Source organism: Mesocryomonas lacus (assembly GCF_055730135.2).
Map to the genome: position 1 here is coordinate 1 of NZ_JBUZWE020000020.1, position 26,331 is coordinate 26,331.

The window sequence follows — 26,331 nt, forward strand, 5'->3', positions numbered from 1 at the left end:
AATCCCCGTCGGATCGAGCATGTAGATCGCGTAGTCCGTGACCGAGTCGACGAGAAGCTCGAAGCGGCCTTCCGCAGCCGAGCTGATTTCGTCGTTCATACAGAATTACCCCAGCTCACACTTAAGACATCGGAGTAACGAGTAACGGAGTTGTGCTCTCCGATCCATACTGTTGACGTACGAGGGCTCTCGCTTCTGGAGTGAGTCGTGTCACTTAAGGATTTCTATCAGGCATCCAGAAACGCAATAAAGCCCCGTCCCAGGTTAGGGCGTCCGTGTGCCGATTTCTCTGCGAACGATCGTCGACCACTCGGCAGGCAGCCCAAAGCTCAAAATCGGTCGCTCCTTCTTCATCGAAGCTCATGACCGACATCCGGCGCGACTACTGACGTTGACGGCAATGAGATAATGTTGTCGCCGGTGTCCGCCGAGCGGACGGCCGTCAGCTCTCGACGACAGACTTACAACATCTAGTCGACAAGCATGCAAGGCATCGTCATCATGGGCCCCACGTCGAAAGGAACATCCATGTCTTCATCGACGGAAAGCTCGCGCCTCGATGCGCTGCGGCAGCTCGATCTGCTCGATACGATGCCGAGCCGAGGCTTCGACCGCGTCACTCGCCTCGCTGCGCAGATCTTCGGTCTGCCGATGTCTCTAATCTCACTCACAGATGCGGACCGGCAGTGGTTCAAGTCTCGGGTCGGTGTCACCGCGGAGTCGGTTCCGAGAAGGGCTGCGCCGTGTGCCGACGTCGTCCGGACCGGGACCGTGATCGTCGTCGAGGATCTTCTGGAGAGCGAGGCGTATCGCGGCGGCGCCTTCGCCCGGACTGGTATCCGCTTCTATGCCGGCGCGCCGCTGGTGACGCCGCAAGGACATGGCATCGGTTCTCTCTGCGTCCTCGGCAACGAGCCTCGGACTGCATCCGAACAGGAAATCGGTGCTCTCCAAGACCTCGCGGAGATCGTGATGGCGCAGGCCGAGATGCTGCATGCGGTCGGCCGCGTCGACGCGATCAGCGGCATGCCGAACCGCAATCAATTCCTCGACGACCTGGCGGACCAGGCACTCGATCAGCCGGGAACTACCCGGATGGTCGTACTGGTGGAGATCGCGAGCAGTTTGGAAATGGATCAGGCGGCCCGCGTGATGGGGACAAGCTACTTCGACGAAGTCGTACAGGCCGCCGCGGCGACGATACAAGCCATCATCGGCCCGCATCGTCCGCTCTACCACGTGGGATCGACGCAGTTTGCGTTCATGGCGCCGATCGGCGTGGAGAAGGCGGGATATGCGACATTGCTTCGGAGCAGGACACAAGCGCAGCATCGTACACTGAGATCTGGGTTTCTGCTCAGTCCCCGTATTGGCGTAACCGAGTTCCGCCTTGGCGAAATCGAGCCCCGTGAGGTTCTTCGAACCGCACATGTCGCGTCCCAGGGTGCACGTATCGCAGGCGAGACAGTCAATTTCTATTCCAGGGACGTGGACCAGGCTGACACCCGCCGCTACTGGATCCTGAGTGAATTCAAGTCGGCGATAGCACTCGGACAGCTGCATCTGGTCTACCAGCCGCGGGTCGACCTCTGGAGCGGCGAATGCAAGGGCATCGAGGCCCTTGTCCGTTGGACACACCCCGAAGCCGGGGCCATCTCGCCGGCGGAGTTCGTCCCCATCGTCGAATCCACCGGCGACATCCGGACGCTAACGTCGTGGGTCGTCGATGCCAGTCTCGCGCAGATGGCCGAATGGCAACGCACGAAGACCACGGTTCGAATGTCGGTCAACATCTCGCCGAGCAATCTCGAAGACCCGGAATTCCTGCCCATGCTCGAAGCGAAGCTGTCAGGTCACGGGATTCCGTCGCATCGGATAGAGCTCGAGCTCACCGAAGGAGCCGTCATGCGCGAGGGGGGCAAGGGTCTCGACAAACTCGGGGCCATCTCGTCCATGGGCATGACACTCGCCATCGACGATTTCGGAACGGGCTACAGCAGCCTTTCGTATCTCCAGAAGCTGCCGGTGGACGTCGTGAAGATCGACCGGTCCTTCCTCTTGAACATCGCGAAGGACGAGAAGGCGCTAACGCTCGTCCGGGCGATGATCACGCTGTGTCACGACCTTGGATACCGCGTCGTCGCCGAAGGCATCGAGGACAAGGCTACCAGCGATCTGCTCGTCAGAGCCGGTTGCGACGAGGGACAGGGCTACTATTTTGGTAGGCCGATGCTGCCCGAGGCATTCGTCGAATGGCTCGGCGAGCGGCAGGAATTAATTGCGGTGGGCTAAGGTTCTTGGCGTTGATCTCCGGCCGACTTAAACACTCGGACCGAACACACGGCCCGCATTGCCATCCCCAAAGACTTCCCTAAAACTCCGACGAATATGGTCGCGACAAATTCCGAGACGCCGCTGAAGTGGTGCACGTCAGCATATGCTGAGGAAGTGCGGGTTCCTTGGCGCGTGAGAATACTTCAGGCCACTCTGACAGGTTTTCGTTCATTCGTTGCCTTGCCAGATATGTCAACTGGTTGGCATCGTCGAGCAGCTGATCTGAAGTCGTTTGCATCGTGGCTAGAGCCGCCCAATCATTTAATGTCCGCTTTTGAGGAGAAGCAAGAAGGACTTCGAATGGCCGGGGCGGGCGCAAAGCGGAAACCCTTTCCAATAAGCGGCCCTGCCCAAACGTGCGCCATCGCGATAAAGGGCGGAGGCTCGAAAAGGCCTCGCTGCTTCCGTCACCAACGAGGCAGTCACCGAAAATTTCTGCGCATCCTTCGTGTCGATGGAAGGCTAGAACATCTGGCTGCCTGTTCCGCCCTCGATCTACTCACACCACAACATACAGGCTTCGATGCCGCGATCCTCGCCATCTCCTACGACACCGGCGCATTTCCCGCCCGGACACTTCTGCTGCTCCCAGTCATCGGCATGACGGAAACGGCGGTCCATACCGCCTGCCTTCTGAAGTGCCGGTTCGGCCTGATCGTTCACGTCGGGGTAAGCCTTCCGCTCTACGAAATTTTTGATCGCGCGGATCGGCCTTACCGGTGGCTCGGCGGCATCGAGACCGTCGATGTGACGGCAGCAGCCGACTATCTCGAACGCTCGGCGACTGATCAGCGCATTGGGTAAGCGGTGCAAAGGCTTGACCATCGCGGGATCGACGTCGCGGTTGTCTCTGGCGCGGCGGTTGCCGTCATCGCACACCGTCTTTGCAGCCGTTCGCCGATCCTCGTCCTCGATGGGGTCGCACCGGCGATCGCGAAGGCGCGGGTCGTGGCTGGATTACGCGTGGGAGCGCCGCGTCGCGTGGCCCGGCTTGCGGCGGGTACGGACACGACCGAAATTGGCCCGGAACCTGCTAGGCTTCCGGAAGGCTGGTCCTGAGCCAACCTCTTCGCAATCGACCGTTCAAGAAGTTCGGAGCCCGTGTACCGCCATCCTTCTCTCGCCGCCGCCGCCGTTGCCCTGTCTTTCTTCCCGCAGCAGAGCAGTGTCAGCGTCGGATATTGGCACGCATCGGAAGCCCCACACGCAATCGTTTAAACTACGCACGGTAGGCATGTCGCAGACATAGGGACAGCAGGCATGGCGCGGATCGGAGTTCTCGTTCCCTCCTCCAACACGGCGCTGGAGCCACTGGTCCAGTCGATGCTAGCGGGTCTTCCTGACGTCTCCGCGCATTTCAGCCGTCTCCCCGTCACCCGCATCGACCTGTCGCCCTCTGGGCTCGAGCAGTTCAACGTGCAGCCCGTCGTCGATGCATCCAAAATGCTGGCGGACGCGCTGGTCGACGTCATCTGCTGGAACGGGACTTCTTCCGGCTGGCTCGGCTTCGACACCGACAGGGGCCTTGCCGAAGCGGTGACTGCGGAGACCGGCATTCCCTTCGTCACGTCCGTTCTGGGGCTGAACGAGGCGATGGTAAAGGCCGGGATCATTAACTTCGGCCTCGTCACGCCCTATACCGAAGACGTCCAGGAGAAGATCGTCGAGAACTATGCACGTGCCGGGTTCGAATGCCGCGCAGAGCGGCATATCGGCATTTCGCGCAACTTCGACTTCGCGACCGTTACGTCTTCCGATATCGAGAGACTGGTCGGGGAGGTTGCGGCAAGCCGGCCGGCGGCCATCACCACCTTCTGCACCAATCTGAGGGCCGCCCATCTCGCCGAGAAATTGGAAGCGGGCCACGGGATCCCGCTCTACGACAGCGTGTCTACTAGCGTCTGGAAATCGCTGTCGGTCGCCGGCGTGAATGCCAGGCGAGTCACCGGCTGGGGATCGCTCTTCAAATTATAAGGCAACCGGACCGGCGTGCGACCGTCAAGGCACTCACGACCTAGATCTTGCGTGCCGAGGCACGCCGTCCGCCCGTGGCCAAAGCTTTAGCCCTGTCGAGATCGATTTTCGCAACGCGCAATGGCCAGCATCATAGCCTCGGGAATTGGCTCGACCAGTAGCACGGGCAAGCGTTTGGCTAGGGCGCGTGCCGCAGCGGCGAGTGGGCCGCCGCCGATAACGATCGCCTCGACGCGATGGCGAGCAAGGACGGTTTCACAGGTTTGAAAGAGCTGATGCTCAAGATGTACGGGGTCGCGCATCAGGTTCGCCGGATTACCCGGCGTACAGAAGGTGCCAACGAAATTCGTCCCGTGCCCGTAGCGCCAAGCGGCTGCGGCAATTGTTTCGGCAAGAGCGGGCGTCGTCGTGACAACGCAGAAACGCCGGCCGTTCTCGGCCGCACGGGCCATGGAGGCCTCGGCGAGGCCCGTCACCGGGCAGCCGAGAACAGAGCGCAGCTCCTCAAGACCAGGATCACCAAAGGCAGATACCACGACGCCATCGCACGCCCTGTCCGCAAGGCTCGAAGCCAGCGATGCCACGGCCCGAGAGGCCACCGACAGGCCTTCCGCGTTTACAATCAGGCGGCTGCCGAAAGGCGCGGTCACGCCGTTGAGCGAGACATGAGCCGGAAGCTGGCTGCGTGCAATTGATAGCATCGTCGCGGTGACGACCGGATCAGTGTTCGGGTTGACGAGCACAAGCCGGATGGGCGTGGGGCAGGAGATCAAGGGCAAGCTCGCATCCACGCCGCGCGGTCGATCGACCAACGCGGCCCTCCGTCGGCTACGGACCCTTTCGAAACAAGACTGGCTTTGCGCCAGACCAAAGGGTGTCGCGCCCGAGTTCAGCCAACCGATCGAGTTTCCCGGTAATGGACATGAAATGATTTCCTGCAAGCGGACCGGCCTTGGAGGCAAAGGACGTCGGGCCGTACGCCAGAAGGATTTCGGTTTCCGACACACCACCGGGATAGAGGATCACCTCCCCTGGCGCCGGATGGCTGGTGGCGTTCTCGTACCCGACACCGAAATCCATGCTGCCGAGCGGTATCCAGCAGGCCTCGCCGCTCCACCGCACATGGATGATCCGCTCTGAGTAGGGCAGGACCTTAAGGAAGGCCGCCACCGTCCTCGGGGCCCGGGCGGTTTCCAGAATTGCGGGGAAGGCTTCCCCGTCGATCTCGATGACGAACTCGGTCATGACTGTCCTTTTCTTTGGAAGGCATGGGCTGCCCGATAGCGGGGCACAGTCCCGTTTCTGCGTCTTGTCGCTCGAGCTCGCCGCGGATCAACGAGTCGATGTCCACCGCCTCGCAGCGAGGACGCATGTGTAGCCGTGTTTCCACCAAAGACAGATGCGCGCACATCGCGTCGCGCACTTCTAGGGGATCACGAGTCAGCAAGGCGGCGATGATCGTGCCGTGCTCGCGGCAGCTGCAGGCGGGCCCATCATGGGGACCGAAGAAGGACAGAAGGGTCGACGTCCGATCCACCATCGAGCGAAGCATGCCGACGATCAGCGCGTTTCCGGTATGCTCCGCAAGCCGTATGTGCAGAGCGCCGCCGAGCACGAGCGCCGTATCCGTGTCGTCCCGGGCGATGGCTTCCCGCTCCCGCTCTTGCTGGTCGCAGAGGGTATCCAGTTCGCTACGTGTGAGGCCTCGCGTGACAGATAGCGCTATGCCGCCCTCCAGAACCCGTCGCGCCCCGTAGACGACGCGCGCATCGGCAAGTCCCGGATCGATCGTGCGCGCACCGCGATTTGGAACGAGTTCCAGTTTTCGCTCGTGGCCAAGGCGGTGAAGGATGCGCCGCATACGGTCGCGCGAAATGCCGAACAGTTCTGACAGTTGTCGCTCGCCGAGCTTTGTGCCGGGCTCCGCGATGCCGGAGGCAAGCACACGCGTCAGGATGGCGTGAACGTCTGTGTCATCCATAGTCGCTCGTGCGTCTCCGATCCCTCCCAACCATAAATCAGACAGGTGGGAACTTTCCAGCGCCGAGCCGCGAAAATTTTGTGCACAATTTCAGGTTTTTATGCACAATCTTCGGGCGCTTTGCAGCGGAGAGACGCTGCAACTGGCGGACTGCCGGTTTTTGGCGTTTGGCACACAGATTGCACCATGCCCCTTGAACACAGGGAAAAGTCCATGGCGCTCTCCGTCCGTGCTGCCTTCGCGAACCGCCGCGCGCCAATCAAAGCGCCATGCGTTGCGGCAGGCTTCTTCCTTAAGCGATCTAAGAGGGCTGGCATTTGCCGGCCGGCGCACTGAAAGCCAGGCCGACCGCATGCGCATCCTCCTGATCAATCCCAACGTCTCGGAAACGATCACTGACCGGCTTCGCGTGGTGGCGGAAACTTCGGCCCTGCCCGGCACCGTGATCACGGCGCTGACCGCGCCGCGCGGCGTTTCCTATATCTCGTGCCGGGCGGAAGCGCAGGTCGCGGGCGCCGTGGTGCTCGAAATGCTGGCCGAGCACGCGCAGGGTTACGATGCGGCTGTCATCGCAGCCTTCGGCGATCCGGGCCTGCTGGCGGCGCGCGAACTCTTCGATATTCCAGTGGTCGGCATGGCAGAGGCGGCCATGCACACCGCCTCGATGCTTGGGGAGCGCTTTTCCATCGTAACCTTCGCGCCAGCGCTCGCCCAATGGTACCGCGATTGCGTCCGCCAATACGGCCTGTCCTCACGGCTTGCCGCGATCCGCTCTCTAACGGAGAGCTTTGGCCCCGTCACCGACGTCGCCGACCAGAAAAGCGAGGCGCTTGCCGGGCTGTGCGATGCGACGGTGGCCGAGGACGGCGCCGATGTGGTCATTCTCGCCGGGGCTCCGCTTGCCGGTCTTGCCCAGCGGATCGCCCACAGGGTCTCGGTTCCTCTGGTCGAACAGGTGGCGGCGGGTATCGCACAGGCCGAGACGCTAGCTCGTCTTTCCATGGTGAAAGGCAATCCACCTCGTCGGCCCGCTCCAAAATTTTCCCAAGGCCTTCCCGCCGCCCTGGCAGCACGGATGGCGCATGCGAATGGTTGAGAGCGTCGCCCGGATCGCCAGCAGCGTCCGTTCTGGTCGCTCGAGCGCGCGCGCAGAATGCGAGGCCGCGTTCACCCGCATTGAAGCCGCGCGCGGACTGAACGCGATCGTCTCGATCGACCATGCGATCAGCCGTCAGGAGGCGGACGCCGTGGACCGGCGGATTGCTGACGGCGACGTGCTGCCGCTTGCCGGGGTTCCGATCGCGATAAAGGATCTTGTCTGGGTCGAGGGTCGGCGTGTGACACAGGGCTCACGCCTCTTCGCAGATTTTGTCGCCCCGCGCGACGCGACCGCTGTCGCGCGGCTGAAGAGGGCCGGTGCCGTCGTCATCGGCATGGCGAACAGTTCCGAGTTCGGCTGCAAGGGCGTTACTCAAAATCCGCTGCATGGCGCGACGCGCCATCCTCGCGACCCCGGCCTAACCCCCGGCGGGTCGTCGGGCGGCTGTGCGAGTGCGGTCGCCGCGGGGCTCGTCCCGGCTGCCCTCGGAACCGATGCCGGCGGCTCGGCCCGGCGACCGGCCGCTCATGTCGGCTGCGTGGGATTAAAGCCGAGCGTTGGAGCCGTGCCCAACGGCCCGGGATTCTTGACGCTGGATATCGGTCTCGACTGTCTGAGCCCCATGGCGGAAAGCGTTGTCGACGCGCGCATGCTGTTCGAGACCATGGCGGGACGCGTGGCGCGTCCCGGCGAAGCCGCGCCTGCCCGGCCGGTACTTATCTTCAGTCCCTGTTTCGGTATGGACGTGCCTGTCGATCTTGAGATCGCGGCATTGCTCGAGGCGGCAATCGAGCTCCTTTGCAAAGCAGGCTTTGCCATCGAGCGCCGGGATCCGATCTGGCCAGAGGGGGCGGAGCCGGCAGCGCTGATGCCGTTGCAGCACGCCATGCTAGCCGACCTCTACGGCGAGGCTTTCGAACGATCTCCCGACCTGTTCGACCCCGACATTGGCGTCCAGATCGAAGCGGGTCTTCGCCTCAATGCCCGCTCCGTCTCGCGTGCCCTTCGCCTCTCGGCTGATATCCGCGCCGCTTTGGACGCCGCCCTTGCCGGTTCCGACGCGCTGCTGACACCGACGGTGCCCTGCTTCCCATGGCCCCTGGACCAGCTGGGCCCGACTGAGATCGCCGGAAAAACCGTCGGTCCGCGGGCCCATGCGGTTTTCACGCCCTTCCTCAACCACGGGGGCCACCCGGCTATGTCGTTGCCGGTTGGCACCGGGGCCGCTGGCCTTCCCGCCGGAATCCAACTGTGCGGGGCCCGGCACGGCGATTTCGCCCTGCTCGATCTCGCCCGCCACATCGAGCAGGCCATTGCCTCTCTTCAAGGAGAAGGGGACGCGATGAACTGATGGAGAGCGAGCGGGCGCCGCGCGTCGGCGACCACGGATGACGAAGCGCAGAGCAGCGATGCTTTTCCGGGTTGGCGTGCCCGTCGCGAGTACGGTCCGAGAGAACCCTGTCGGCCGCCACCATCCAAGATTGGAGACGATCATGTGCGAACGTAATGGCCACTTCCATGCGAATTTCTCACGCCGGAACTTCCTGAAGACGACGGCGATCGGCGCGGCGACACTCGCTTTGCCGGCTCACCTCGCCGGACTCGTCGGCCAGGCACATGCGGCCGAGACGACCATCCAGGCCACCCATGGCACCGGCTTCTGCAACATGGGTATCTTCCTCGCCAAGGAGCGCGGTCTCGCGGCTGCGGAAGGCGTCGAACTCGAATTTGTCGTCACGCCGTCGAATGCCGAGATCACTACTATGTTCGGCGCCGGCCTCGTCGACATGTCGATGATCCCCTACTCCAACTTCATGACGCTCTACGACGCGGGTGCGCCGGTGAAGATCGTTGCCGGCGGCGGCGTGCAGGGCTGCATCATCGTGGCGCGCGAGGGGATCAAATCTGCGCAGGACCTGCGCGGCCTGACCTTCGGCACCTTCCAGGCCGATACGCTGGAAGTCCTCCCCTACGACTACCTCAAGGCCGCCGGCATGTCCTTTGCCGACGTCGATGTGCGCTACATGAACACCTCGCCAGAATTGGCACAGGCCTTCATGGCCGGCGCGATCGACGCGATCTGCCACATCGAACCCTACGCCACCCAGTGCGTGCAGGGCCGCCCCGGGGCGACTATCCTTTCGGACGGCACCGACATCTATGGACCTGGTTATTCGGATTGCGTGCTGGCTGCCCGAACGCCACTTCTGGAAAGCAATCCGGCAGCCGTGAAGGCGGTAATCAAATCGCTGATGCAGGCACAGTCGCAGGCGGAGGCCGATATTGAGGCCGCGCTGCGCGATACCGTCGGCAAATACTACAAGACGACCATGGAAGCTGCCCGCGACGCGTCTTCGAAGCAGCCCATCGTCGTGGATCAGCGCAACCAGACCCAGTTCATCATCGACCGCGGCACTTCGATGAAGGAACTCGGCTACGTCCAAAAATTGCCGGACAAGGCTGCCTTCGACTGGAGCTTCCTGGAAGCGGCGATTTCCGAAAACGCGGATCTCTATGCGTCGCTGAAGCGCAAGTCCGCCTGAACCAGCATCGCCCTCGTCTCCTGCATCCGGCTTTCGCGGCCGGGTGCCCTCATTCTCCTCGAGCGAAAGGCCTTGTCATGATCGCCCTTCCATCCGCCACCGCTCGCAGCGGCGAAGCGCGTACCCGGGGCGCTCCCGCCTTCGTCGTTTCGGCCGGCTGGACGATACTGTCGGTCGGCCTTTTCGCCGGCCTTTGGGAACTGGCCTGGGCCGTCGGCTGGGCCAATCCGCTGCTGCTGCCCCCGCCCCATCTGTTTCTCAGCAATCTGGACAGGACCCTTTCTTACTTCAGCAACGCCAACCGCATCGGCGCGAACGCATCGAGCAGCGGGTTCGTCGGACTCCTCATGACGACGCTGTTCACGACATTGCGGGTCACGGTTGGCCTTGCCATCGGCTTCGTCGCCGGCGTCGCGGTGGGTGCGCTCGTCCATTATGTGAAGTTCGCGCGCAACATCCTGATGCCGACCCTGCTTCTCCTCACGCCGATATCGCCGGTCGCCTGGCTGCCGGTCGCCATTTTTCTCTTCGGAATCGGCAACACCCCGGCGATCTTCCTGGTGTTCATCACGATCTTCTTCGCCATCGTCCTGTCGACGGCCACGCAGCTCGAAGGAGTCAACAAATCCTACCTGAACGTCGGGCGCATAATGGGCGCGAACGGGCACCAGATGTTCTGGCGCGTGGTCTTCCCGGCAATCCTTCCCGGGCTCTTCATGACGCTGCGCCTGAACCTCTTTGCTGCGTGGATGGTGGTGCTGATCGCAGAGGCCGTGGGTGTCGGGTCGGGGCTCGGACAGATCACCTCCGTTGCCCGGTCGACCTTTAACGCGCAGCTGACCTTCTTCACCATGGCGCTCATCGGTGTCCTCGGCTTCAGCTTCGACTGGACCCTCCGGCAGGTGCAGCGCCGGACTCTCTGGTGGACGACCGGCGGCGCGGGAGGTGGCCGATGAAGGTCCCTTCCCTGTCGCTCAAATCTGTCTCGAAGGTCTGGCAGAGCGAGGGACGCGAGCCCGTCCGGGCACTCGCCGACTTTGATCTCGACATCGCCGCCGAGGAGTTCGTGGTCTTCCTCGGCCCTTCCGGCTGCGGCAAGTCCACGCTTCTTTACATGATGGCGGGGCTCGAAGAAGTCAGCGGCGGCGTCATTCTGGATGATGGGCTGCCGATCGAAGGCCCTTCCTCGGACCGGGGCCTGATCTTCCAGGACGCGTCGCTCTTCCCGTGGCTGACGATCGCCGAGAACGTGGCTTTCGGCCTGTCGATCCGTGGCGTCTCGCTGCCGGAGCGCAGGCGGATCGCCGAGCAGCTCCTGCATTCGGTGGGTCTTGCCGACATGGGCGACAAGAAGCCGGACGAGCTGTCCGGCGGCATGCGCCAGCGGGCGGCATGCGCACGAGCGCTCGCGATGCGCCCGAAGGTCCTGATGATGGATGAACCTTTCGCCGCGCTCGACGTGCAGACCCGCACCAAGATGCAGGACTTTCTCCTGACGCTGTGGAGGGAAAGTCGCGCCTCGATCATCCTCGTCACGCACTCGATCGACGAGGCGATCGCACTCGCCGACCGGGTCGTGGTGTTCACGGCGCGTCCGGGAAAGGTCAAGGCGATCGTGAAGATCGAGATGGAGCGGCCGCGGCCGGCAAGAGATCCCCGCTTCCACGAATACCGCGATCTCTTCACCGAGCTTCTGGCCGACGAAGTCGACCGCGCCTTTGCCGAACAGGAAGGCGGCCGACATTGAGCTCGGTCTTGCGCGTGGGAGCGCTCGGCATCGGTCCGTTCACCGAAGACAGCGACCTATGCCGGGAGGCGGAAGGGGGAATAAAATCCCTGGCGTCGCGCGGTGCCGCGCTCGTCCTGCTTCCCGAGCTCTTTGGCGCGCCCTTCTTTGCAGGCGACAATCCGGTTCACTGGCAGCATGTCGTCGAGGACCTCAAGGGCTCGACCTGCCGCTGGGCCAGACGCGTCTCAACCGAGACAGGGTCAGCCATCGTGTTCGGCATGGCGCTGCTGGCGCCAGATGGAGTCACGACGTCAAACGCGGTGATCCTTGCTGTCCCCGGAGAGGCTCCTCGCCTAGTCCAACGCAAGGTGCATCTTGCGCCACGAGGGGGTGAGGCATTCGGTGAGGAGGATCATTTTGCCGCGGGTCCGGCCGAGATCTGCTCGTTCGAGTTTCGAGGCACCCGGTTCAGCGCCCTCGTTTGCTACGATCGACGCTTTCCGGAATGCTGGCGGGCGGCCGGTCGCCAAGGGGCCGATGTGGTGCTCGTCCTCGTTGGTGGACCAGCCAGCGATCCCGCCGGGCTGTTCGAGGCCGAGATCCGGACGCATGCCCGGGCGAACGCCGTCTATGCCCTCGCATCCTCCCGCTTCGGTTGCGAAACGGTAACTGGCCGGCGACACCGCCATGATGGCGCAACGCTGGCGGCAGATCCGGACGGAGCCCTGCTGCCGGCTGGCGAACACGACGTCCTTCTTGAGATCGCGCCCGCGCTGCTCGAGCGCGCGCGCGCCAACAATCCCACCCACCGAAAACTGCGCCTGGATGACCGGGCCCATGAAAGAACATTCGCATGAGCGACTTGATCACGAGCGCACGCTGGATCGTCACCGGCATCGAGGACCGCAACACACCGTCAATCGTCGAGAATGGTGCCGTTCTTTCGCGCGACGGCGGCATCGTCGCCGTCGGTTCCCTGGATGAGATGCGTCGCCTATCGCCTGGTGCCGCGGAAAAGACGTATGGCGACCACGTCATGCTGCCGGGGTTCGTCAACGCCCATCATCACGTCGGCATGACGCCGTTGCAGCTCGGCTCGCCGGACTACGCGCTGGAGCTCTGGTTCGCCAGCCGTATCCCAGGCCGGAAGCTCGATCTCTACCTCGACACCCTTTACTCGGCCTTCGAAATGATCGCGTCGGGCATAACCACCGTCGCCCATATCCACGGATGGATGACCGGCGGTTACGACGAGATCTACAGCGGTGCGTCGAAGGTGCTCGATGCCTATCGCAAGATCGGCATGCGCTCGTCCTATTCGTATGCCGTCCGCGAGCAGAATCGTCTCGTCTACGAGGCGGACGAGGATTTCTGCGCGCGGCTGCCGCAACCGCTGGCGGGCCAGGTGGCCGCCTATCTCGGCTCTCAGGTTCTCTCCTTCCGCGAGTACATGCAGCTGTTCGACCAGCTGACGGCCGAGAATGCCGGACAGACGCTCACGCGCATCCAGCTCGCCCCGGCCAATCTCCACTGGGTCACTGACGAAAGCCTCGTCGAAATGAACGCCCGTTCCGCACGACATGGCGTCCCGATGCACATGCATCTCCTGGAGACCGCCTATCAGAAGGAATACGCCAGGCGCCGGAGCGGCAAGACCGCCGTGCGCCACCTACATGACCTCGGCGTTCTTTCCCCCCGCATGACCCTTGGCCATGGGGTTTGGCTGAATCAGGAGGACATCGAGATCGCGGCCGATACCGGCACGTGCATCTGCCACAACTGCTCGTCCAACTTCCGTCTACGCTCGGGCGTCGCGCCCCTCAACGCCTTTGCAAAGAACGGGCTGAACGTCGGTATCGGGCTCGACGAGGCCGGCATCAACGAGGATCGCGACATGCTCCAGGAGATGCGCCTGGTCCTGCGGGCGCATCGCGTGCCGGGCATGGACGAGGAGGACGTGCCGAGCTGCCCGCAGGTGCTCCGCATGGCGACCGAAGGCGGCGCCAACACGACGGCCTTCGGGCGCGAGATTGGGCGTCTCGACGCCGGCCGGCGCATGGATGCCGTCCTCATCAACTGGAAGACCGCGACCTACCCGTTCCAGGATCCGGACGTGCCCATGCTCGACGCGGTCATGCAGCGGGCCAAGCAGAACGCCGTGGACGCCGTGATCGTCGACGGGGAGACCATCTTCGAGAATGGCCGCTTCACCCATGTCGACCGCGATGCCGTCATGGAACAGATCGCGCGGCACTACTCCGCCGACCGCACTGCGGAGGAAGTTGCCCAAAGGCAGATGGGGATCGACGTGTTTCCGCACGTCAAGGCCTTCTACAAAGACTACCTCGACGGGGAGACGCGCACGCCCTTCTACGCGCCGTCGTCCTCGCGATGAGCGTCTGGCCCGGGCCAAACGCCGCCATCGGGGAGAGCACGCGCGCTCTCCTCGACCGGATCGCGGCGCTCGCAGTCATCTCCGACGAAACAGCGACGCTCACGCGGCTGTTTCTGTCTCCCTCGCATCGTCGGGCGGCAGACCTCGTCCGGGAATGGATGAGAGAAGCCGGCATGGCGGCCGAGATCGACGACGCCGGGACCGTTTCGGGCCGCTACGAGGGGAGTGAGCCGGGCCTGCCGGCGCTGCTTCTTGGTTCTCACATCGATACGGTCCGCAATGCGGGTCGTTTCGACGGAACGCTGGGTGTCCTCGTCGCCATTGCGGCGGTCGGCCTGCTCTTTCGGCAGGGTCGGCGCTTGCCGTTCGCCATTGAAGTTCTGGCGTTCGGTGACGAGGAAGGCGTTCGCTTTCCGACGACCTTTGCCGGATCACGGGCCGTTTCCGGCGGTTTCGACGAGGCCTCTCTGGCGGGATGCGACGCGGATGGAATAACGCTCCGCCAGGCGCTGACCGACTTTGGATGTGACCCGCTGAAGATCCCGGACATTGCCCGGCGACCGAACGATGTCCTCGGCTACATCGAGGTTCATATCGAACAGGGAACCGTGTTGCAGGATGCGGGACAGGCTCTCGGCCTGGTGAGCGGCATCAGCGGCGCGATGCGCGTCCTGCTGCACCTGGAAGGCGAGAGCGGCCATGCTGGAACCCTGCCGATGAAGGAACGTCGCGACGCTCTCTGCGGGGCCGCCGAGATGATCCTGGCGATCGAGACGATCGCGACGCAGTCAGCCGTATTCGCGACGGTTGGCACGGTTTTGGCGTCACCCGGCGCCGTAAACGTCGTGCCCGGCGCATCCAGTTTCAGCCTGGACCTCCGGGCCGAGGACGATGAGTTGCGACGTGCCGTCTTGGCCGACATCCTCCGCCAATGCGCCGCGATCTCGGAACGGCGCGGGCTGACCCTGCGCACCGAGGTTCTCTACGATGAGCAGACGACCTTCTGCGATCGCGGGCTCATGGCGCAGCTGCGCGTCGCGATGGTTCGTCAGCACATTCCGCCGATCGAGATCGCCAGCGGGGCCGGACATGATGGCTTGGCCGTTGCTGAACTGTGCCCGATTGCGATGCTCTTCGTCCGCTGCAAGGACGGCCTTAGCCACCGGCCCGAGGAACATGTCAGCCCCGAAGATATCGAGACGGCAACCTCGGTCCTATTCGATACGCTGATCGACTTCCGTCCCATCGCCAGCGGCGCCGGGCTTTCTGTAGACGATGGGCCACTAGGTGCCTGACAGAGGGGCGGAGGATCGACTTAGCCGAGGATGCCTCCCCCCCCCCTCGCCGGTGGTCTCGAACTAAGCGAGGTTACCGGGAAGTGTCCGTGTGCTGCGCCTGGTGCACTGAGGCCATCAGGCGCAGGACGGCCTCACGCTCCCATCGCACCATGTCCTTCTCGCCGGCGTCCTTGCACAGAAGCGACGAACTGACGACGACGTGGTCGGCATGGGAGAGCGCTTCGGCAATGTTCGAGGCGTCGATGCTGCCGCCGATGATCATCGGACGCTTCACCCCGGACGCACGCGCCTGGCCGATGCGCTGCAGGCTGTCGGCAAAGGTGGCGCCGGTGACCACGATCGCATCGGCACCCATGTTCTGGGCCCAGAGCGCGGCCGTCTCATTGCCGACGGGAGCCAGCGGATGGCTGGTGCGGTCGTGCACGTCGGCGAGGATCCGGATGTCGTGCCGCCCGAGCCGGCTGCGATAATCGGTCGCCTCGACGGACAGCGCCTGGCGAAGGCCCTCGGCGTTCAGCGAAGCGCCGACGAACACCTTCAACCGCACGAAATCGGCATCCACCGCATCGGCGATCGCCAGCGGCGCGATCGCATCATGCGCCTGGACGATGATGCCGAGAGCGATGTCGGGAAAGGCCTGCCGGAACACCCGGCCGAGCGCCGACATGCGGGCGATGGTCTGAGCGGTCGCCGGGCCGGTTTCGCGCGTCTCGTCCTGGATCTTGATCGCCTTGATCCCGCCGGAGACGAAGACCTCCGCATTCTGCAGGAGAAAGTCCTCGTACCAGGACATCGACAGCCGCTCGCCGCCCCGGAACGGGGGGAACTGCAGAGCGGCGATGACGGGCGGCAAGGGCTGGCGCATGACGGGCACTCCGCCGCCGGTGCGGCTTTCGAAACAAAGGGAATTCGGGCGTCGACGCAGGAATTACGCTAGCGTGATGGCAGATTCGAGCGCAGAAGTCGACGGAGGATTTTTCTATATGCCATCATTGAAAGCGACGGAAAGACATCGGCACATCATCGACGTACTGTCCTTGCAAGGGCGCGTCGACGTGACCGCGCTGTGCGAAGCGCTCGGCGTATCGTCCGTCACCGCCCGTGCCGATCTCCTCTATCTGGAGAAGGCGCAGGTGCTCCGGCGCATTCGCGGCGGCGCGATCGCCGTCCAGCCCAGCCGCTACGAACGCCCGATCGACCTCAACGCCTCGCTGCATGGCCCAGAGAAGAATGCCATCGCCGCGGTGGCGGCAGCGATGATCCGCGATGGCGAGACGGTGATCATCGACACCGGATCGACCATGGCCGCGCTCGCCAAGGCCTTTCCCCGCCACCTGACGGATGTCGCGGTGGTGACCAATGCGCTCAACGTCGCCACCGAACTCTCCTTGCACCCCGGCGTCACGGTCATCGTCACGGGCGGGACGGTGCGGCCACGCCTCAACTCGCTCGTTTCCCCCTTCGGCGCGCTGCTGCTGGCCGAGATCAACGCGGACGTCGCCTTCATGAGCTGCGCCGGGGTGGAAACGGAGAAGGGCTTCACCAACAGCAACTGGCAGGAGGCCGAGATCAAGAAGGCGATGATCAAAGCGGCGAGCCGGGTCATTTTCCTGGCCGATCATTCCAAGCTGAAGCATGTTGCGACCGCGCGGATCGCCGCACTCAGCGACGCGGATCTCCTGATCACCGACAAGCAGGCGTCCGCCGAGACGATCAGGGAGCTGCGGTCGGCTGGGCTCGAAGTTGCGATCGCCTGATTTCGTTCGATGGCAGATCGCAAGTTATCGAAAGCATATTTTTCGAAGATTTTCCTTGTGGCCTTCGGCATCGAGAACGACACTGGTGCGACCTGAGCTCTCGCGGCCGGCGTCAAGCCGCCGCCCTCGCGACGATCGGAATTCCAGATGACCATTCCCCTCCCCGCCACCGCCGCCGCCGAGCAGGCGATGCTGGCGGATATTCTGCGCCAGCCGGAGACGCTCGCCGAGATCCTGTCGCGCCGGGCGGAAATCCAGGACTTTGGCGCCGCGCAGACCACCCCGCTGGACGGCGGCAGCCTATACGCCGTGGGCAGCGGCGATGGCTGGTTCGCGGCGCGAACCGCCTTCGCCGGCTCCCGGGCTCAGGCCGCGAGCGGGCTCGACTTCCTTCTCAACGTCGCCCCGCAGCTCAGAGAGCGCGACCGGGTGCTGGCAATCTCAATGTCGGGCAATGTCGACCGCACGCTCGAAGGGGCGCAGGCAAGCCTTGAACGGGGCGCCGGACTTGCCGTCCTGACCAACGGCAAGGGCGGGCGGCTCGGCGCGCTGGGAGCACCTTACCTGTCGCTGGACCTGCCGGATGTCGCGCCGTTTCTCTGTGGAACGGCGAGCTATACGGCGACCACGGCAGTCCTTTCGCTGCTTGTCGATCCGAACAGCGGCGACCGCCTGGCAGCAACGCTGCCCGCCTTGCCGGACTTCATCGGGCTCGCCAGCCAGCTCGTCCGCGATCTCGCCTTCGAAGCCGGCGCCGGCGCGCCGGGCCTGCGTTTCCTTGGCGTCGGCCAAAGCGTCGCCACCGCCGATTACGGCGCTGCCAAATGCGTGGAGGTGACCACGGTGCCGGCCTGGAGCGACGACATCGAGGAGTTCGCCCACCGGCAATACTGGTCGATGAAGCGCAACGAGATCGTCGTGCTGCTGCCGGTCGACGCCAGATCCGCCCATTATGCCGACGCCACGGCAGCAGCCCTCTCGCTGCTCGGCACCCCGACGTTGGCCCTCGAGCCCGAGGATGCACCGGTGCCGAGCGCGCGCTACCGGCTGCCCGTCCCTGGCAAGGCATCGATCACCTGGCTCGGGCAGAGCATCGGGCTGCAGCTCTTCGCCTACTGGATGGGCCTTGCCAACGGCACGGATCCGAACCGCCGCCTGCATCTCAAGCGAGATACCGAGCGCTTTGCCGTCAGCCGCCGGCTGACCCGGCTGAGCCTCGTCGGCAGCGGCCAGTAACGGCCGCGCGCGTGCCGACCCTTGCCGTTGTCGGCTATGCGTCGATCGACACTATCACTTTGCCGGGACGCGCCCCGGCGGAGACGATCGGCGGGGGCGCCGTCTATGCCGCTCTGTCCGCCGCACGGCTCGGGGTCGGCGTCACGCTGCATATTGCCGTCGGCAATGATTTTCCGGCCGCGTGGATCGCGCAACTCGGCGCGCTTGGCATCGACATCTCGGCCGTCGCACGCCGGCCGGGACCGACGCGGCGGGTGCAATTGACCTATGGTGCCGACGAGCAGCGGCTTGCCAGCGCTGTCCGCGACGCCGCGTGGTGGGAGCGCACGCACGCGCTGGCGCCGCCGCTGCCACGGCGCGGCTATGCCGGCTACCTCGCCTGCCCCATTCCGCTCGACCTCGTCCGGCAGCTATCGTCCATCGCGGCGGGAAGCGTCTTCGTCGCCGACACGAGCGAAGCCTTCGCCGCGGCTGGAGCGGAGGCTCTGGCGGCCTTTGCCGGCGTCGGAATTTTCGCGCCCAGTCTCGACGAAATTCGCCTGCTTTCCGGCGAGCCGGATGACGCCGCAGCCATCCGGCGCATCGCCGAGTCCGTCCCCATCCTCGTCGCCAAGCGCGGGCGGGAAGGCCTGTCGCGAATCGATCATCACGGCACGCTCCACTACCCGATCACCCCGGTCGAGGCCACCGACCCCACCGGCGCCGGCGATGCGACGGTGGGCGGGCTGGCCGCAGCAGTGCTCCTTGGCGAAAGCCCGGCAGCGCAGCTGGCCTTCGCCGCCAACGCAGGTCGTGAGGTGGTCGGCGGGATAGGGCCCGCAGCCCTCGGCTGGCGGGAAGGCTAATCGAAAGAAAGTTGATTTCTGCAAAACTTTCTCCGCAGAGCCATCCATCTGCGAGCAGCAGGCCGTCGCCCAATGATAAGGCAATGCAGATGTGCCAAAGCACCAAATAAGCCGATAAATGCAGAACATTCTGAACCTCGCCCGCCTCATTTTAAGGCAGGTGGCGGAAGCTTCCCGTTTCTTTCGTAACCTTTCTTTTTGAATGACTTTGAAATTTTTGTTGCGCCTTTGGCGAAGATCGATCTAGCCTCAGCGCAACGGAATTGAACATGGTGAAACCTTGCTCAGGAAATTATCAGCACGCTGGGTCCTGAGCTTCGACGGGACGGATCATGTCCTGATCGAGGATGGCGAGGTGCTGTTCCAGGGCGACACGATCCTCCATGCGGGACCGGCGAGCGATGCTACGGCGGACGAGACCGTCGACTGCGGCCAGGCGCTGATCGCACCAGGCTTCGTCGATTTGAACGCCCTTGCCGACATCGACACCACGATCCTCGGCTTCGGCGGCGGGAGTGACGGGGGCGCCAAGGGCTGGAGCCGTAAATATGCCGAGGGAGCGCGCCGGGACGTGCTGAGCCTGTCGCAGCAGGTCAGCTCCGCGCGTTTCGCCTTTGCGCAGCTGCTCCTCTCGGGGACCACCACCGCCTTGCCGGTGACGTCGCTCTTGTTTCGGCGCTGGGCCGAATCCGCCGACGAATTTGACGCCATTGCCGGGCTCGCCGAGGAACTGGGCATTCGACTCGTTCTCGGACCGAGCTTCCGCTCAGCGATCAACGTCTTGGAGAAGGATGGCAGCGCCGGTCAGTATGTCGACGATGCACTCGGATGGGCCGGGCTGGAAGACGCGATCGGTTTCGTCTCCCGCTGTGCCGCGCACGGCCCGCTCGTCTCCGGCCTGCTCGTGCCGTCGACGATCGAGACATGCTCGGACGATCTCCTGCGCCGCACCGCGGACGCTGCCAGCGACCTCGACGTCCCGTTCCGGTTGCATTGCTGCCAGTCGCTGGCGGAAGCTGAGATGATCTGGCAGCGCTCGGGCAAGACATCGGTCGGACATCTTGCAGAGCTCGGCGTCCTTGGCAAACGGGCGCTGCTCCCGCACGCCGTCGATCTCGGAGGCCCGTCACGGGACAGCGCCTTGGTCGAGAACGACATCGCCCTCCTTGCGGGCTCGGGCGCGACGGTGTTGCACTGCCCGCTGGTGATCGGCCGAAACGGCCGGCGGCTGGAATCCTTTGCCAAGCTGCGCGCGAAGGGTATCCGGATCGGACTCGGCACCGACACGGCACCGCCCGATATGCTGATGAACCTGCAGATCGGCCTTGCCATGGCGAGGTCCCTTGATGGTGCGCAGACAGGCCCCACCGAGCTGTTCCGGGCGGGGACGACCGAGGCTGCCAATGCCATCGGCCGACGGGACCTCGGTCGCCTGACCAAGGGCGCGCGCGCCGACATCGTCGTCTGGGACCTTGCGGCGCCGGGCGTCCTACCGGTCTTCGACCCGCTCGCCGCGCTGTTCCTCATGCCGCCGGGCGGCAGGGCGCGCGATGTCTGGGTGCACGGGCGACGCGCGGTCCGGGATCACGCCTTGGTCGCATTCGATCCGGCGAGCGCCATTGCGGACATTGCAGGGATCACCGCCCTGCTTCTCGACAGCTTTGCAGAACGCCACGCGGCAAACCTGCCCTGGCAAGACCTTTTCCCACCCGCCTTCAAGTCAGTTTCCACCGGAAAGCCGGCAGCTTGAAGGTCCAGCAAAGGCGACGAGCGATGAAAACAATTCATGGTGCCTGGACCAGACGTCTCATTCTGTTCACCGGGCTGACGCTCGGGCTCGCGACGGCGGCCCCGATGCCGAGCTGGGCGCAGAGTGTTGCACCAGTGGTGATCGCCTCGTCGGAGGACGTGATCAGCCTCGACCCGCACATGCTGGATTCCAATAACCCTACCGGTTCGGTGATCTGGTCGATCTTCGACAGCCTGGTGCGCCGGGCGCCGGACGGCACGCCGCAGCCGCGCCTTGCCCTGTCCTGGGAGCGGACCAACGACGTCACCTGGCGCTTCAAGCTGCGCGAGGGCGTGACCTTCTCGAACGGCGAGAAGTTCGATGCCAACGCAGTAAAGGTCAACTTCGCCCGCATGGCCACTGCCCCCTTCAACACGCTGCAGCAGCTGCACGACCAGACCGGCCTGAAGGAAGTCAACATAGTCGACGACTACACGATCGACCTCGTGACCGGGGCGCCGACCGTCAACATGCTCTATTGGCTGGCGGAGGCATTCATCGCTGCACCAAAGTACATCACCGATACGCCGCCCGACGAAGTGGCCCAGAAGCCGGTCGGCTCCGGCCCCTATAAGCTCAGTTCCTGGCAGCGCGGCGACCGGCTGACCCTCGTCGCCAACGACACCTATTGGGGCGAACAGCCTAGCGCCAAGGAAGTCGTCTTCCGTGCCATCCCGGAAATGTCGTCGCGCATCAACGAGTTGAAGGCAGGCACCGTCGACATGGTCGTTGGCATCACGCCGGACGTCGCCGAAGAGGTAAAATCCGACGTCAGCGACGTCGTGATGAACGAGGGCCTGCGCAAGATGCACATGGGCTACTCGCTGAAGGGCGAGCAGCCGGCGCTCAAGGATCCGAAGGTTCGGCTGGCGCTGAACTACGCGGTCGACGTGCCAACGATGATCAGCACCATGCTCGGCGGCGCGACCTCGCAGCTGACCAGCATCGTCAACCCGCCGAACAACAACCCGGCCCTGAAACCCTTCCCCTACGACCTGGAAAAAGCCAAGGCATTGATGTCCAAGGCCGGGTTCGCCGACGGTTTTCCGCTGACCATCCAGTATTCGACCCGTTTTGCCGGCGGCAAGGAAGTGTCGGAAGTCGTCGCTTCCTTCCTCGAGCCGCTCGGCATCAAGTCGACGATCGAAGCCGTCGAGCTCGGCCAGTTCCGCAAGGGCCTATCCTCGGCAAGCCTCAAGGGCATCTACTTCCAGGGCTGGGCTGCGCTGATCAACCCGTCCGTCGAACTGGTGATCCTGACCTGCGGCCATGTCGACAATTCCAGCGGCTACTGCAATCCCGACTATGACAAGCTGGTCAAGGAAGCCGCCCAGACGCTGGACGATACCAAGCGTCAGGCCCTCGAGTTCCAGGCTCAGGAGATCATCTGGAACGATGCACCCTGGCTCTACCTGTGGCGTCTGCCGAACGTCTTCGGGCTGTCGAAGCGCGTTGCCTACGACTTCCGCGCCGACAACTACATCGAGCCCTACCTGATCACGGTCAAGTAAGCGTCTCTTGCAATGCAGGCTCCCGGCTTGGTCCGGGGCCTGCCCCCCTCCAGCAGAGCAACCGATGTCGCGCTACCTCGTCAAACGCCTCTTCATGGCCGTGCTGGTGCTGATCGGCGTCTCCTTCACGACGTTCATCGTCGGGCATCTGACGGGCGACCCGGTCGCGCTGATGGCGCCCGAGAATGCCTCGCAGGAGGCCAAGGACGAGTTGCGCCGGCATCTCGGCCTCGACAAGCCGCTGCTTGCGCAATACGCGGCCTTCGTCGGACGGGCGCTGACCGGGGATCTCGGCCATTCGTTCGTCCAAGGCACCAGCGTCGCTGGTCTCGTCGCCGAGCGGCTGCCGGCAACCCTGGAACTGGCGGTCGCGGGTTTCTTGCTGTCGCTGTTGATCGCCATCCCGCTCGGCATCATCATTGCGGTGAAGCGCAACACCGTGTGGGACGTCGTCGTCACCGCTCTCGCCATGGTTGGCCAATCGGCCCCGGGCTTCTGGATCGGCCTGATGTTGATCGCCGTGTTAGCCGTCGAGCTACGCCTGCTACCGGTGTCCGGTTATGGCGGCGTCGCCTACCTCATCCTCCCGGCCGTGACCCTCGCTTTGCAATCGGCGGCGCGCCTGACCCGTCTTGTCCGGGCCAGCATGCTCGAGGTGCTGGAGTCCGACTATGTCCGCACCGCACGCTCCAAAGGCCTGCGCGAGCGCGCCGTGCTCTGGGTCCACACCTTCCGCAACGCGATGATCCCGGTGGTTACGATGGCGGGTCTCGAATTTGCCGAGCTCGTCTCCGGCGCCTTCATCACCGAGACGATCTTCGCCTGGCCGGGCGTCGGGCGGCTGGCGGTAACCGCGGTCTACCAGCGCGACTTTCCCCTGGTGCAAGGCGTCGTGCTGTTCGCCGCCTTTGCCTTCGTGCTGATCAATCTCCTCGTCGACCTCCTGTATGTCGTCATCGACCCGCGCGTGAAACTGGCATGAGATCCCCGCTTCGCCTGCGGCGCGTTCTGTCGCGCAACACGCTCGGCATTGTCGGGTTGACGATCCTCGGCCTGGCCGTCGCCTGCGCCCTCGCCGCGCCGCATATCGTGCCTTACTCGCCGACCGCCATCAGCCTGCTGGCGCGCATGAAGCCGCCGGCCTGGATCGAGGGCGGCTCGCTTGCGCATATTCTCGGCACCGACAATCTCGGCCGCGACATCCTTTCGCGCGTGATCTACGGCTCTCGGGTCTCGCTTGCGGTGGGTTTTGCGGCCGTCATGCTCGGGGCGCTGATCGGTTCGACGATCGGGATCCTGGCGGGCTACTTCGGTGGCTGGGTCGACTCGGGCTTGTCCTTTCTGATCGACGTTCAGCTATCGTTTCCCTTCACACTGCTCGCCATCTTCCTGCTCGCGACCTTCGGCGGCGGCTTCTGGCCGGTGGTGCTGGTGCTGGCGCTGGCCACCTGGGTGAACTATGCCCGCGTCGTCCGCGGCCGGGTGATGAGCGTCAAGGGACAGGATTACGTGCACGCGGCGCGGACCGTCGGCGTGCCGACGCCACGCATCCTGTGGAGCCATATTCTTCCCAACACGGTGTCCCCGATCATCGTCGTCGCCAGCTTTTCGATGGCCCAGGCGATCCTGACCGAGGCAGCGCTGTCCTTCCTCGGCGTCGGCGTCGACGGGTCGAACCCCTCCTGGGGCACGATGCTGAACGATGGCCGGGCCTATCTGCAGAGCGCGTGGTGGCTGACGGCGATGCCGGGCATCGCCATCGCCCTCACCGTTCTCGGGGGCAATCTTTGCGGCGACTGGCTGCAGGACCGCTTTGACCCGAGGCTGTCGCGATGACCCCGGTGCTCGATATCGAGAAGCTGTCGGTCACGTTCCGGCGGGGCGATGCCACCGTGCGGGCGGTGCGGGACGTCTCGCTCCGGCTGATGCCCGGCGAAGTCGTCGGCCTCGTCGGCGAAAGCGGATCCGGCAAGTCGGTGACGATGATGTCGGCGATGCGCCTGCTGGATCCGCGGCGGGCGACGATCTCAGCACAGCGCCTCGACGTCGACGGCCAGCCGGTGACGGCCCTCGATCGCCGCGGCCTCGAGGCGTTCCGGGGTCCGGTGGTCTCCTACATCTTCCAGGATCCGGCAACGGCCCTGAACCCGCTCTTGACCATCGGCCGCCAGATCACCGAGGGCCTGCGCCGCCATCGCGGCCTGTCGCGCGGGGATTCCCGCGAGGCGGCCATCGAGATGCTGCGCAAGGTCGGCATTCCAGCGCCCGAGGTTCGCGTCGGGCAGTTTCCGCACCACCTGTCGGGCGGCATGCGCCAGCGCGCCATGATAGCGATGGCGCTTTCCCTCAAACCGAAACTGCTGATCGCCGACGAACCGACGACGGCGCTCGACGTGACGGTCCAGGCCGAGATCGTGCGGCTGGTTCAGCGCATCCAGCGCGAAGAGGGAATGGCGATGGTCTGGGTGACGCACGACCTCGCCCTGCTGGCCCGCCTCGCGAAGCGGATCGTGGTGATGTATGGCGGCCGCATCGTCGAGGATGCGCCGAGCGACCGGCTCTATGCGGCGCCCGCGCACCCCTATACGGCCGGTCTTCTCGCCTCGACGTCGCGGCTCGACATCCCCTTTGCTGAGCAGCAGCCGATCCCCGGCTCGCCACCGGACCCGACCGACGACATCCGGGCCTGCGCCTTCGCGCCGCGCTGCAGCCGCGCCACCGAGCGCTGCCGAACCGAGCTGCCACCGCTGGTTTTCCTCGCCGACGGACGGCGCGCGGCCTGCTTCCACCCGATGGCAGGAGCGGCGGCATGACGGTTCCGGTGATCGAAGCGCGCAGCCTGTCGGTGGAATTTGCACTGGGGCGCCGGCTGCTGTCGCGGCGCCCAGCGCTCACCGTGCAGGCGGTGAAGAACGTCGACCTCGCCATCCCGGCGGGCGAGACGCTGGCGCTGGTCGGCGAAAGCGGTTGCGGCAAGTCGACACTCGGGCGCGCCCTGATCCGCGCCCTGCCGATCGCCGAGGGCCGCGTCCTTTTCAAGGGCCGCGATATCACGGATGTCTCCGGAGAAGCGTTGCGCCAGGAGCGCTCCGCCTTCCAGATGATCTTCCAGGATCCCTATGCCTCGCTGAACCCGAAGATGAAGATCTTCGACACGCTGGCCGAGCCCTTGCGCGTCCATGGCGGCGGCGACCGTACCACGATCCGCGCCGCGGTCGAGGAGATGCTGGATGCCGTCGGCCTCGATCGAAGCTTTGCCGGGCGCTATCCGCACGAATTCTCCGGCGGCCAGCGGCAGCGCATCGCCATCGCCCGCGCGGTGATCCTGAAGCCGGATTTCATCGTCGCCGACGAGCCGCTGTCGGCGCTCGACGTGTCGCTGCAATTGCAGGTGCTGAAGCTGTTCGACGATCTGCGCAAGCGGTTCGGGCTGACCTATCTCTTCGTCTCGCACGATCTCGCCCGGGTCTTCGGCTTCGCCGACCGTGTGGCGGTGATGTATCTCGGCAAGATCGTCGAGATCGGGGCGGCCGCCGATATAGTCCGCGCCGCGGCGCATCCCTATACCCGGGCGCTGCTCGCCGCGGCGCCGTCGCCCGATCCGGTGTTCGAGGCCTCGCGCGAGGTGCCGAGCCTGATGGGCGACGTACCAAGCCCGGCCAACCCGCCTTCCGGCTGCCGTTTCCACACCCGCTGCCCGCATGTGATGCCGCTGTGTCGCGACGTCGAGCCGCTGATGCAGCCGGTGGACGGAAGGCAGCAAGCCGCTTGCCACCTGATCGGTGCCACGCCCACCGCACCTGCGATGGCCGAGACCATCCTTCAACCCACCCTATGATC

At 64.6% G+C, this 26,331-nt stretch carries 24 protein-coding genes; 20 read left to right on the forward strand and 4 right to left on the reverse strand.

The genetic code is table 11. From position 1 onward, the window contains the following. Positions 1–528 precede the first annotated feature (528 nt). The 3 genes from ACZLZY_RS23380 to ACZLZY_RS23390 all read left to right on the forward strand — a co-directional run bounded on the left by ACZLZY_RS23380 (position 529) and on the right by ACZLZY_RS23390 (position 4,308). Complete coding sequence (locus ACZLZY_RS23380; protein ID WP_472935177.1) at positions 529–2,292, forward strand: sensor domain-containing phosphodiesterase; 1,764 nt, start codon at positions 529–531, stop codon at positions 2,290–2,292. A gap of 306 nt (positions 2,293–2,598) precedes the next feature. Further along, on the forward strand, positions 2,599–3,138 hold the full coding sequence (locus ACZLZY_RS23385) for a hypothetical protein (protein WP_472935176.1): 540 nt from the start codon (positions 2,599–2,601) through the stop codon (positions 3,136–3,138). Between the two features lie 456 nt (positions 3,139–3,594). Next, the gene (locus tag ACZLZY_RS23390; RefSeq protein WP_472935175.1) at positions 3,595–4,308 is read left to right on the forward strand and encodes a maleate cis-trans isomerase family protein; all 714 of its coding nucleotides are present in this window, start codon (positions 3,595–3,597) and stop codon (positions 4,306–4,308) included. Positions 4,309–4,394: 86 nt separating this feature from the next. Here ACZLZY_RS23390 and ACZLZY_RS23395 read toward each other — a convergent pair whose 3' ends face one another. From ACZLZY_RS23395 to ACZLZY_RS23405, 3 genes are read right to left on the reverse strand one after another with little or no spacing between them, the layout of a single operon-like run. Then, positions 4,395–5,087: an aspartate/glutamate racemase family protein gene (locus tag ACZLZY_RS23395; protein ID WP_472935174.1), complete on the reverse strand. Its 693-nt coding sequence runs from the start codon at positions 5,085–5,087 to the stop codon at positions 4,395–4,397. A gap of 49 nt (positions 5,088–5,136) precedes the next feature. After that, on the reverse strand, positions 5,137–5,553 hold the full coding sequence (locus ACZLZY_RS23400; RefSeq protein WP_472935173.1) for a DUF3830 family protein: 417 nt from the start codon (positions 5,551–5,553) through the stop codon (positions 5,137–5,139). Further along, positions 5,462–6,289, reverse strand: a complete 828-nt coding sequence (locus tag ACZLZY_RS23405) for a GntR family transcriptional regulator (RefSeq protein ID WP_472935172.1) — start codon at positions 6,287–6,289, stop codon at positions 5,462–5,464. The genes ACZLZY_RS23400 and ACZLZY_RS23405 overlap by 92 nt, the downstream gene beginning before the upstream one ends. Before the next feature lie 352 nt (positions 6,290–6,641). Between ACZLZY_RS23405 and ACZLZY_RS23410 the strand changes: the two genes are divergently transcribed. The 8 genes from ACZLZY_RS23410 (at position 6,642) to ACZLZY_RS23445 (ending at position 15,350) form a co-directional block, all read left to right on the forward strand. Continuing rightward, positions 6,642–7,385: an aspartate/glutamate racemase family protein gene (locus tag ACZLZY_RS23410; protein WP_472935171.1), complete on the forward strand. Its 744-nt coding sequence runs from the start codon at positions 6,642–6,644 to the stop codon at positions 7,383–7,385. Next, complete coding sequence (locus ACZLZY_RS23415; protein ID WP_496253603.1) at positions 7,378–8,739, forward strand: amidase family protein; 1,362 nt, start codon at positions 7,378–7,380, stop codon at positions 8,737–8,739. Before ACZLZY_RS23410 ends, ACZLZY_RS23415 begins: the two co-directional genes overlap by 8 nt. 142 nt (positions 8,740–8,881) lie before the next feature. Beyond that, a complete protein-coding gene (locus tag ACZLZY_RS23420; RefSeq protein WP_472935169.1) occupies positions 8,882–9,931 on the forward strand; it encodes an ABC transporter substrate-binding protein in 1,050 nt (349 codons plus the stop codon). Positions 9,932–10,008: 77 nt separating this feature from the next. Further along, positions 10,009–10,887: an ABC transporter permease gene (locus ACZLZY_RS23425; protein ID WP_472935168.1), complete on the forward strand. Its 879-nt coding sequence runs from the start codon at positions 10,009–10,011 to the stop codon at positions 10,885–10,887. Beyond that, complete coding sequence (locus ACZLZY_RS23430; protein ID WP_472935167.1) at positions 10,884–11,678, forward strand: ABC transporter ATP-binding protein; 795 nt, start codon at positions 10,884–10,886, stop codon at positions 11,676–11,678. Before ACZLZY_RS23425 ends, ACZLZY_RS23430 begins: the two co-directional genes overlap by 4 nt. Continuing rightward, on the forward strand, positions 11,675–12,517 hold the full coding sequence (locus tag ACZLZY_RS23435) for a carbon-nitrogen hydrolase family protein (protein WP_472935166.1): 843 nt from the start codon (positions 11,675–11,677) through the stop codon (positions 12,515–12,517). Before ACZLZY_RS23430 ends, ACZLZY_RS23435 begins: the two co-directional genes overlap by 4 nt. Next, the gene (locus ACZLZY_RS23440) at positions 12,514–14,055 is read left to right on the forward strand and encodes an amidohydrolase family protein (protein WP_472935165.1); all 1,542 of its coding nucleotides are present in this window, start codon (positions 12,514–12,516) and stop codon (positions 14,053–14,055) included. The genes ACZLZY_RS23435 and ACZLZY_RS23440 overlap by 4 nt, the downstream gene beginning before the upstream one ends. Next, a complete protein-coding gene (locus ACZLZY_RS23445) occupies positions 14,052–15,350 on the forward strand; it encodes an allantoate amidohydrolase (RefSeq protein WP_472935164.1) in 1,299 nt (432 codons plus the stop codon). The genes ACZLZY_RS23440 and ACZLZY_RS23445 overlap by 4 nt, the downstream gene beginning before the upstream one ends. Positions 15,351–15,423: 73 nt before the next feature. Here ACZLZY_RS23445 and ACZLZY_RS23450 read toward each other — a convergent pair whose 3' ends face one another. Then, positions 15,424–16,218, reverse strand: a complete 795-nt coding sequence (locus ACZLZY_RS23450) for a BtpA/SgcQ family protein (protein WP_472935163.1) — start codon at positions 16,216–16,218, stop codon at positions 15,424–15,426. Here ACZLZY_RS23450 and ACZLZY_RS23455 point away from each other — a divergent pair. The 9 genes from ACZLZY_RS23455 (at position 16,193) to ACZLZY_RS23495 (ending at position 26,329) form a co-directional block, all read left to right on the forward strand. After that, positions 16,193–17,110 (forward strand): DeoR family transcriptional regulator, encoded by a 918-nt coding sequence (locus ACZLZY_RS23455; RefSeq protein ID WP_496253602.1) that lies wholly within the window; start codon positions 16,193–16,195, stop codon positions 17,108–17,110. The genes ACZLZY_RS23450 and ACZLZY_RS23455 overlap by 26 nt on opposite strands. A gap of 147 nt (positions 17,111–17,257) precedes the next feature. Continuing rightward, the gene (locus ACZLZY_RS23460) at positions 17,258–18,346 is read left to right on the forward strand and encodes an SIS domain-containing protein (protein WP_472935161.1); all 1,089 of its coding nucleotides are present in this window, start codon (positions 17,258–17,260) and stop codon (positions 18,344–18,346) included. An 11-nt stretch (positions 18,347–18,357) separates the two neighbouring features. Then, on the forward strand, positions 18,358–19,191 hold the full coding sequence (locus tag ACZLZY_RS23465; RefSeq protein ID WP_472935160.1) for a carbohydrate kinase family protein: 834 nt from the start codon (positions 18,358–18,360) through the stop codon (positions 19,189–19,191). 280 nt (positions 19,192–19,471) lie between these two features. Further along, the gene (locus tag ACZLZY_RS23470; RefSeq protein ID WP_472935159.1) at positions 19,472–20,941 is read left to right on the forward strand and encodes a chlorohydrolase family protein; all 1,470 of its coding nucleotides are present in this window, start codon (positions 19,472–19,474) and stop codon (positions 20,939–20,941) included. 23 nt (positions 20,942–20,964) lie between these two features. After that, positions 20,965–22,491 carry an ABC transporter substrate-binding protein gene (locus tag ACZLZY_RS23475; protein ID WP_472935158.1) on the forward strand — a complete coding sequence of 509 codons (1,527 nt, stop codon included), beginning with the start codon at positions 20,965–20,967 and terminating at the stop codon, positions 22,489–22,491. 64 nt (positions 22,492–22,555) lie between these two features. After that, positions 22,556–23,473: an ABC transporter permease gene (locus ACZLZY_RS23480; RefSeq protein WP_472935157.1), complete on the forward strand. Its 918-nt coding sequence runs from the start codon at positions 22,556–22,558 to the stop codon at positions 23,471–23,473. Then, positions 23,470–24,327 carry an ABC transporter permease gene (locus ACZLZY_RS23485; protein ID WP_472935156.1) on the forward strand — a complete coding sequence of 286 codons (858 nt, stop codon included), beginning with the start codon at positions 23,470–23,472 and terminating at the stop codon, positions 24,325–24,327. The genes ACZLZY_RS23480 and ACZLZY_RS23485 overlap by 4 nt, the downstream gene beginning before the upstream one ends. Continuing rightward, positions 24,324–25,304, forward strand: a complete 981-nt coding sequence (locus ACZLZY_RS23490; protein ID WP_472935155.1) for an ABC transporter ATP-binding protein — start codon at positions 24,324–24,326, stop codon at positions 25,302–25,304. Before ACZLZY_RS23485 ends, ACZLZY_RS23490 begins: the two co-directional genes overlap by 4 nt. Further along, positions 25,301–26,329 carry an ABC transporter ATP-binding protein gene (locus tag ACZLZY_RS23495; protein WP_472935154.1) on the forward strand — a complete coding sequence of 343 codons (1,029 nt, stop codon included), beginning with the start codon at positions 25,301–25,303 and terminating at the stop codon, positions 26,327–26,329. Before ACZLZY_RS23490 ends, ACZLZY_RS23495 begins: the two co-directional genes overlap by 4 nt. Positions 26,330–26,331: the final 2 nt, after the last annotated feature.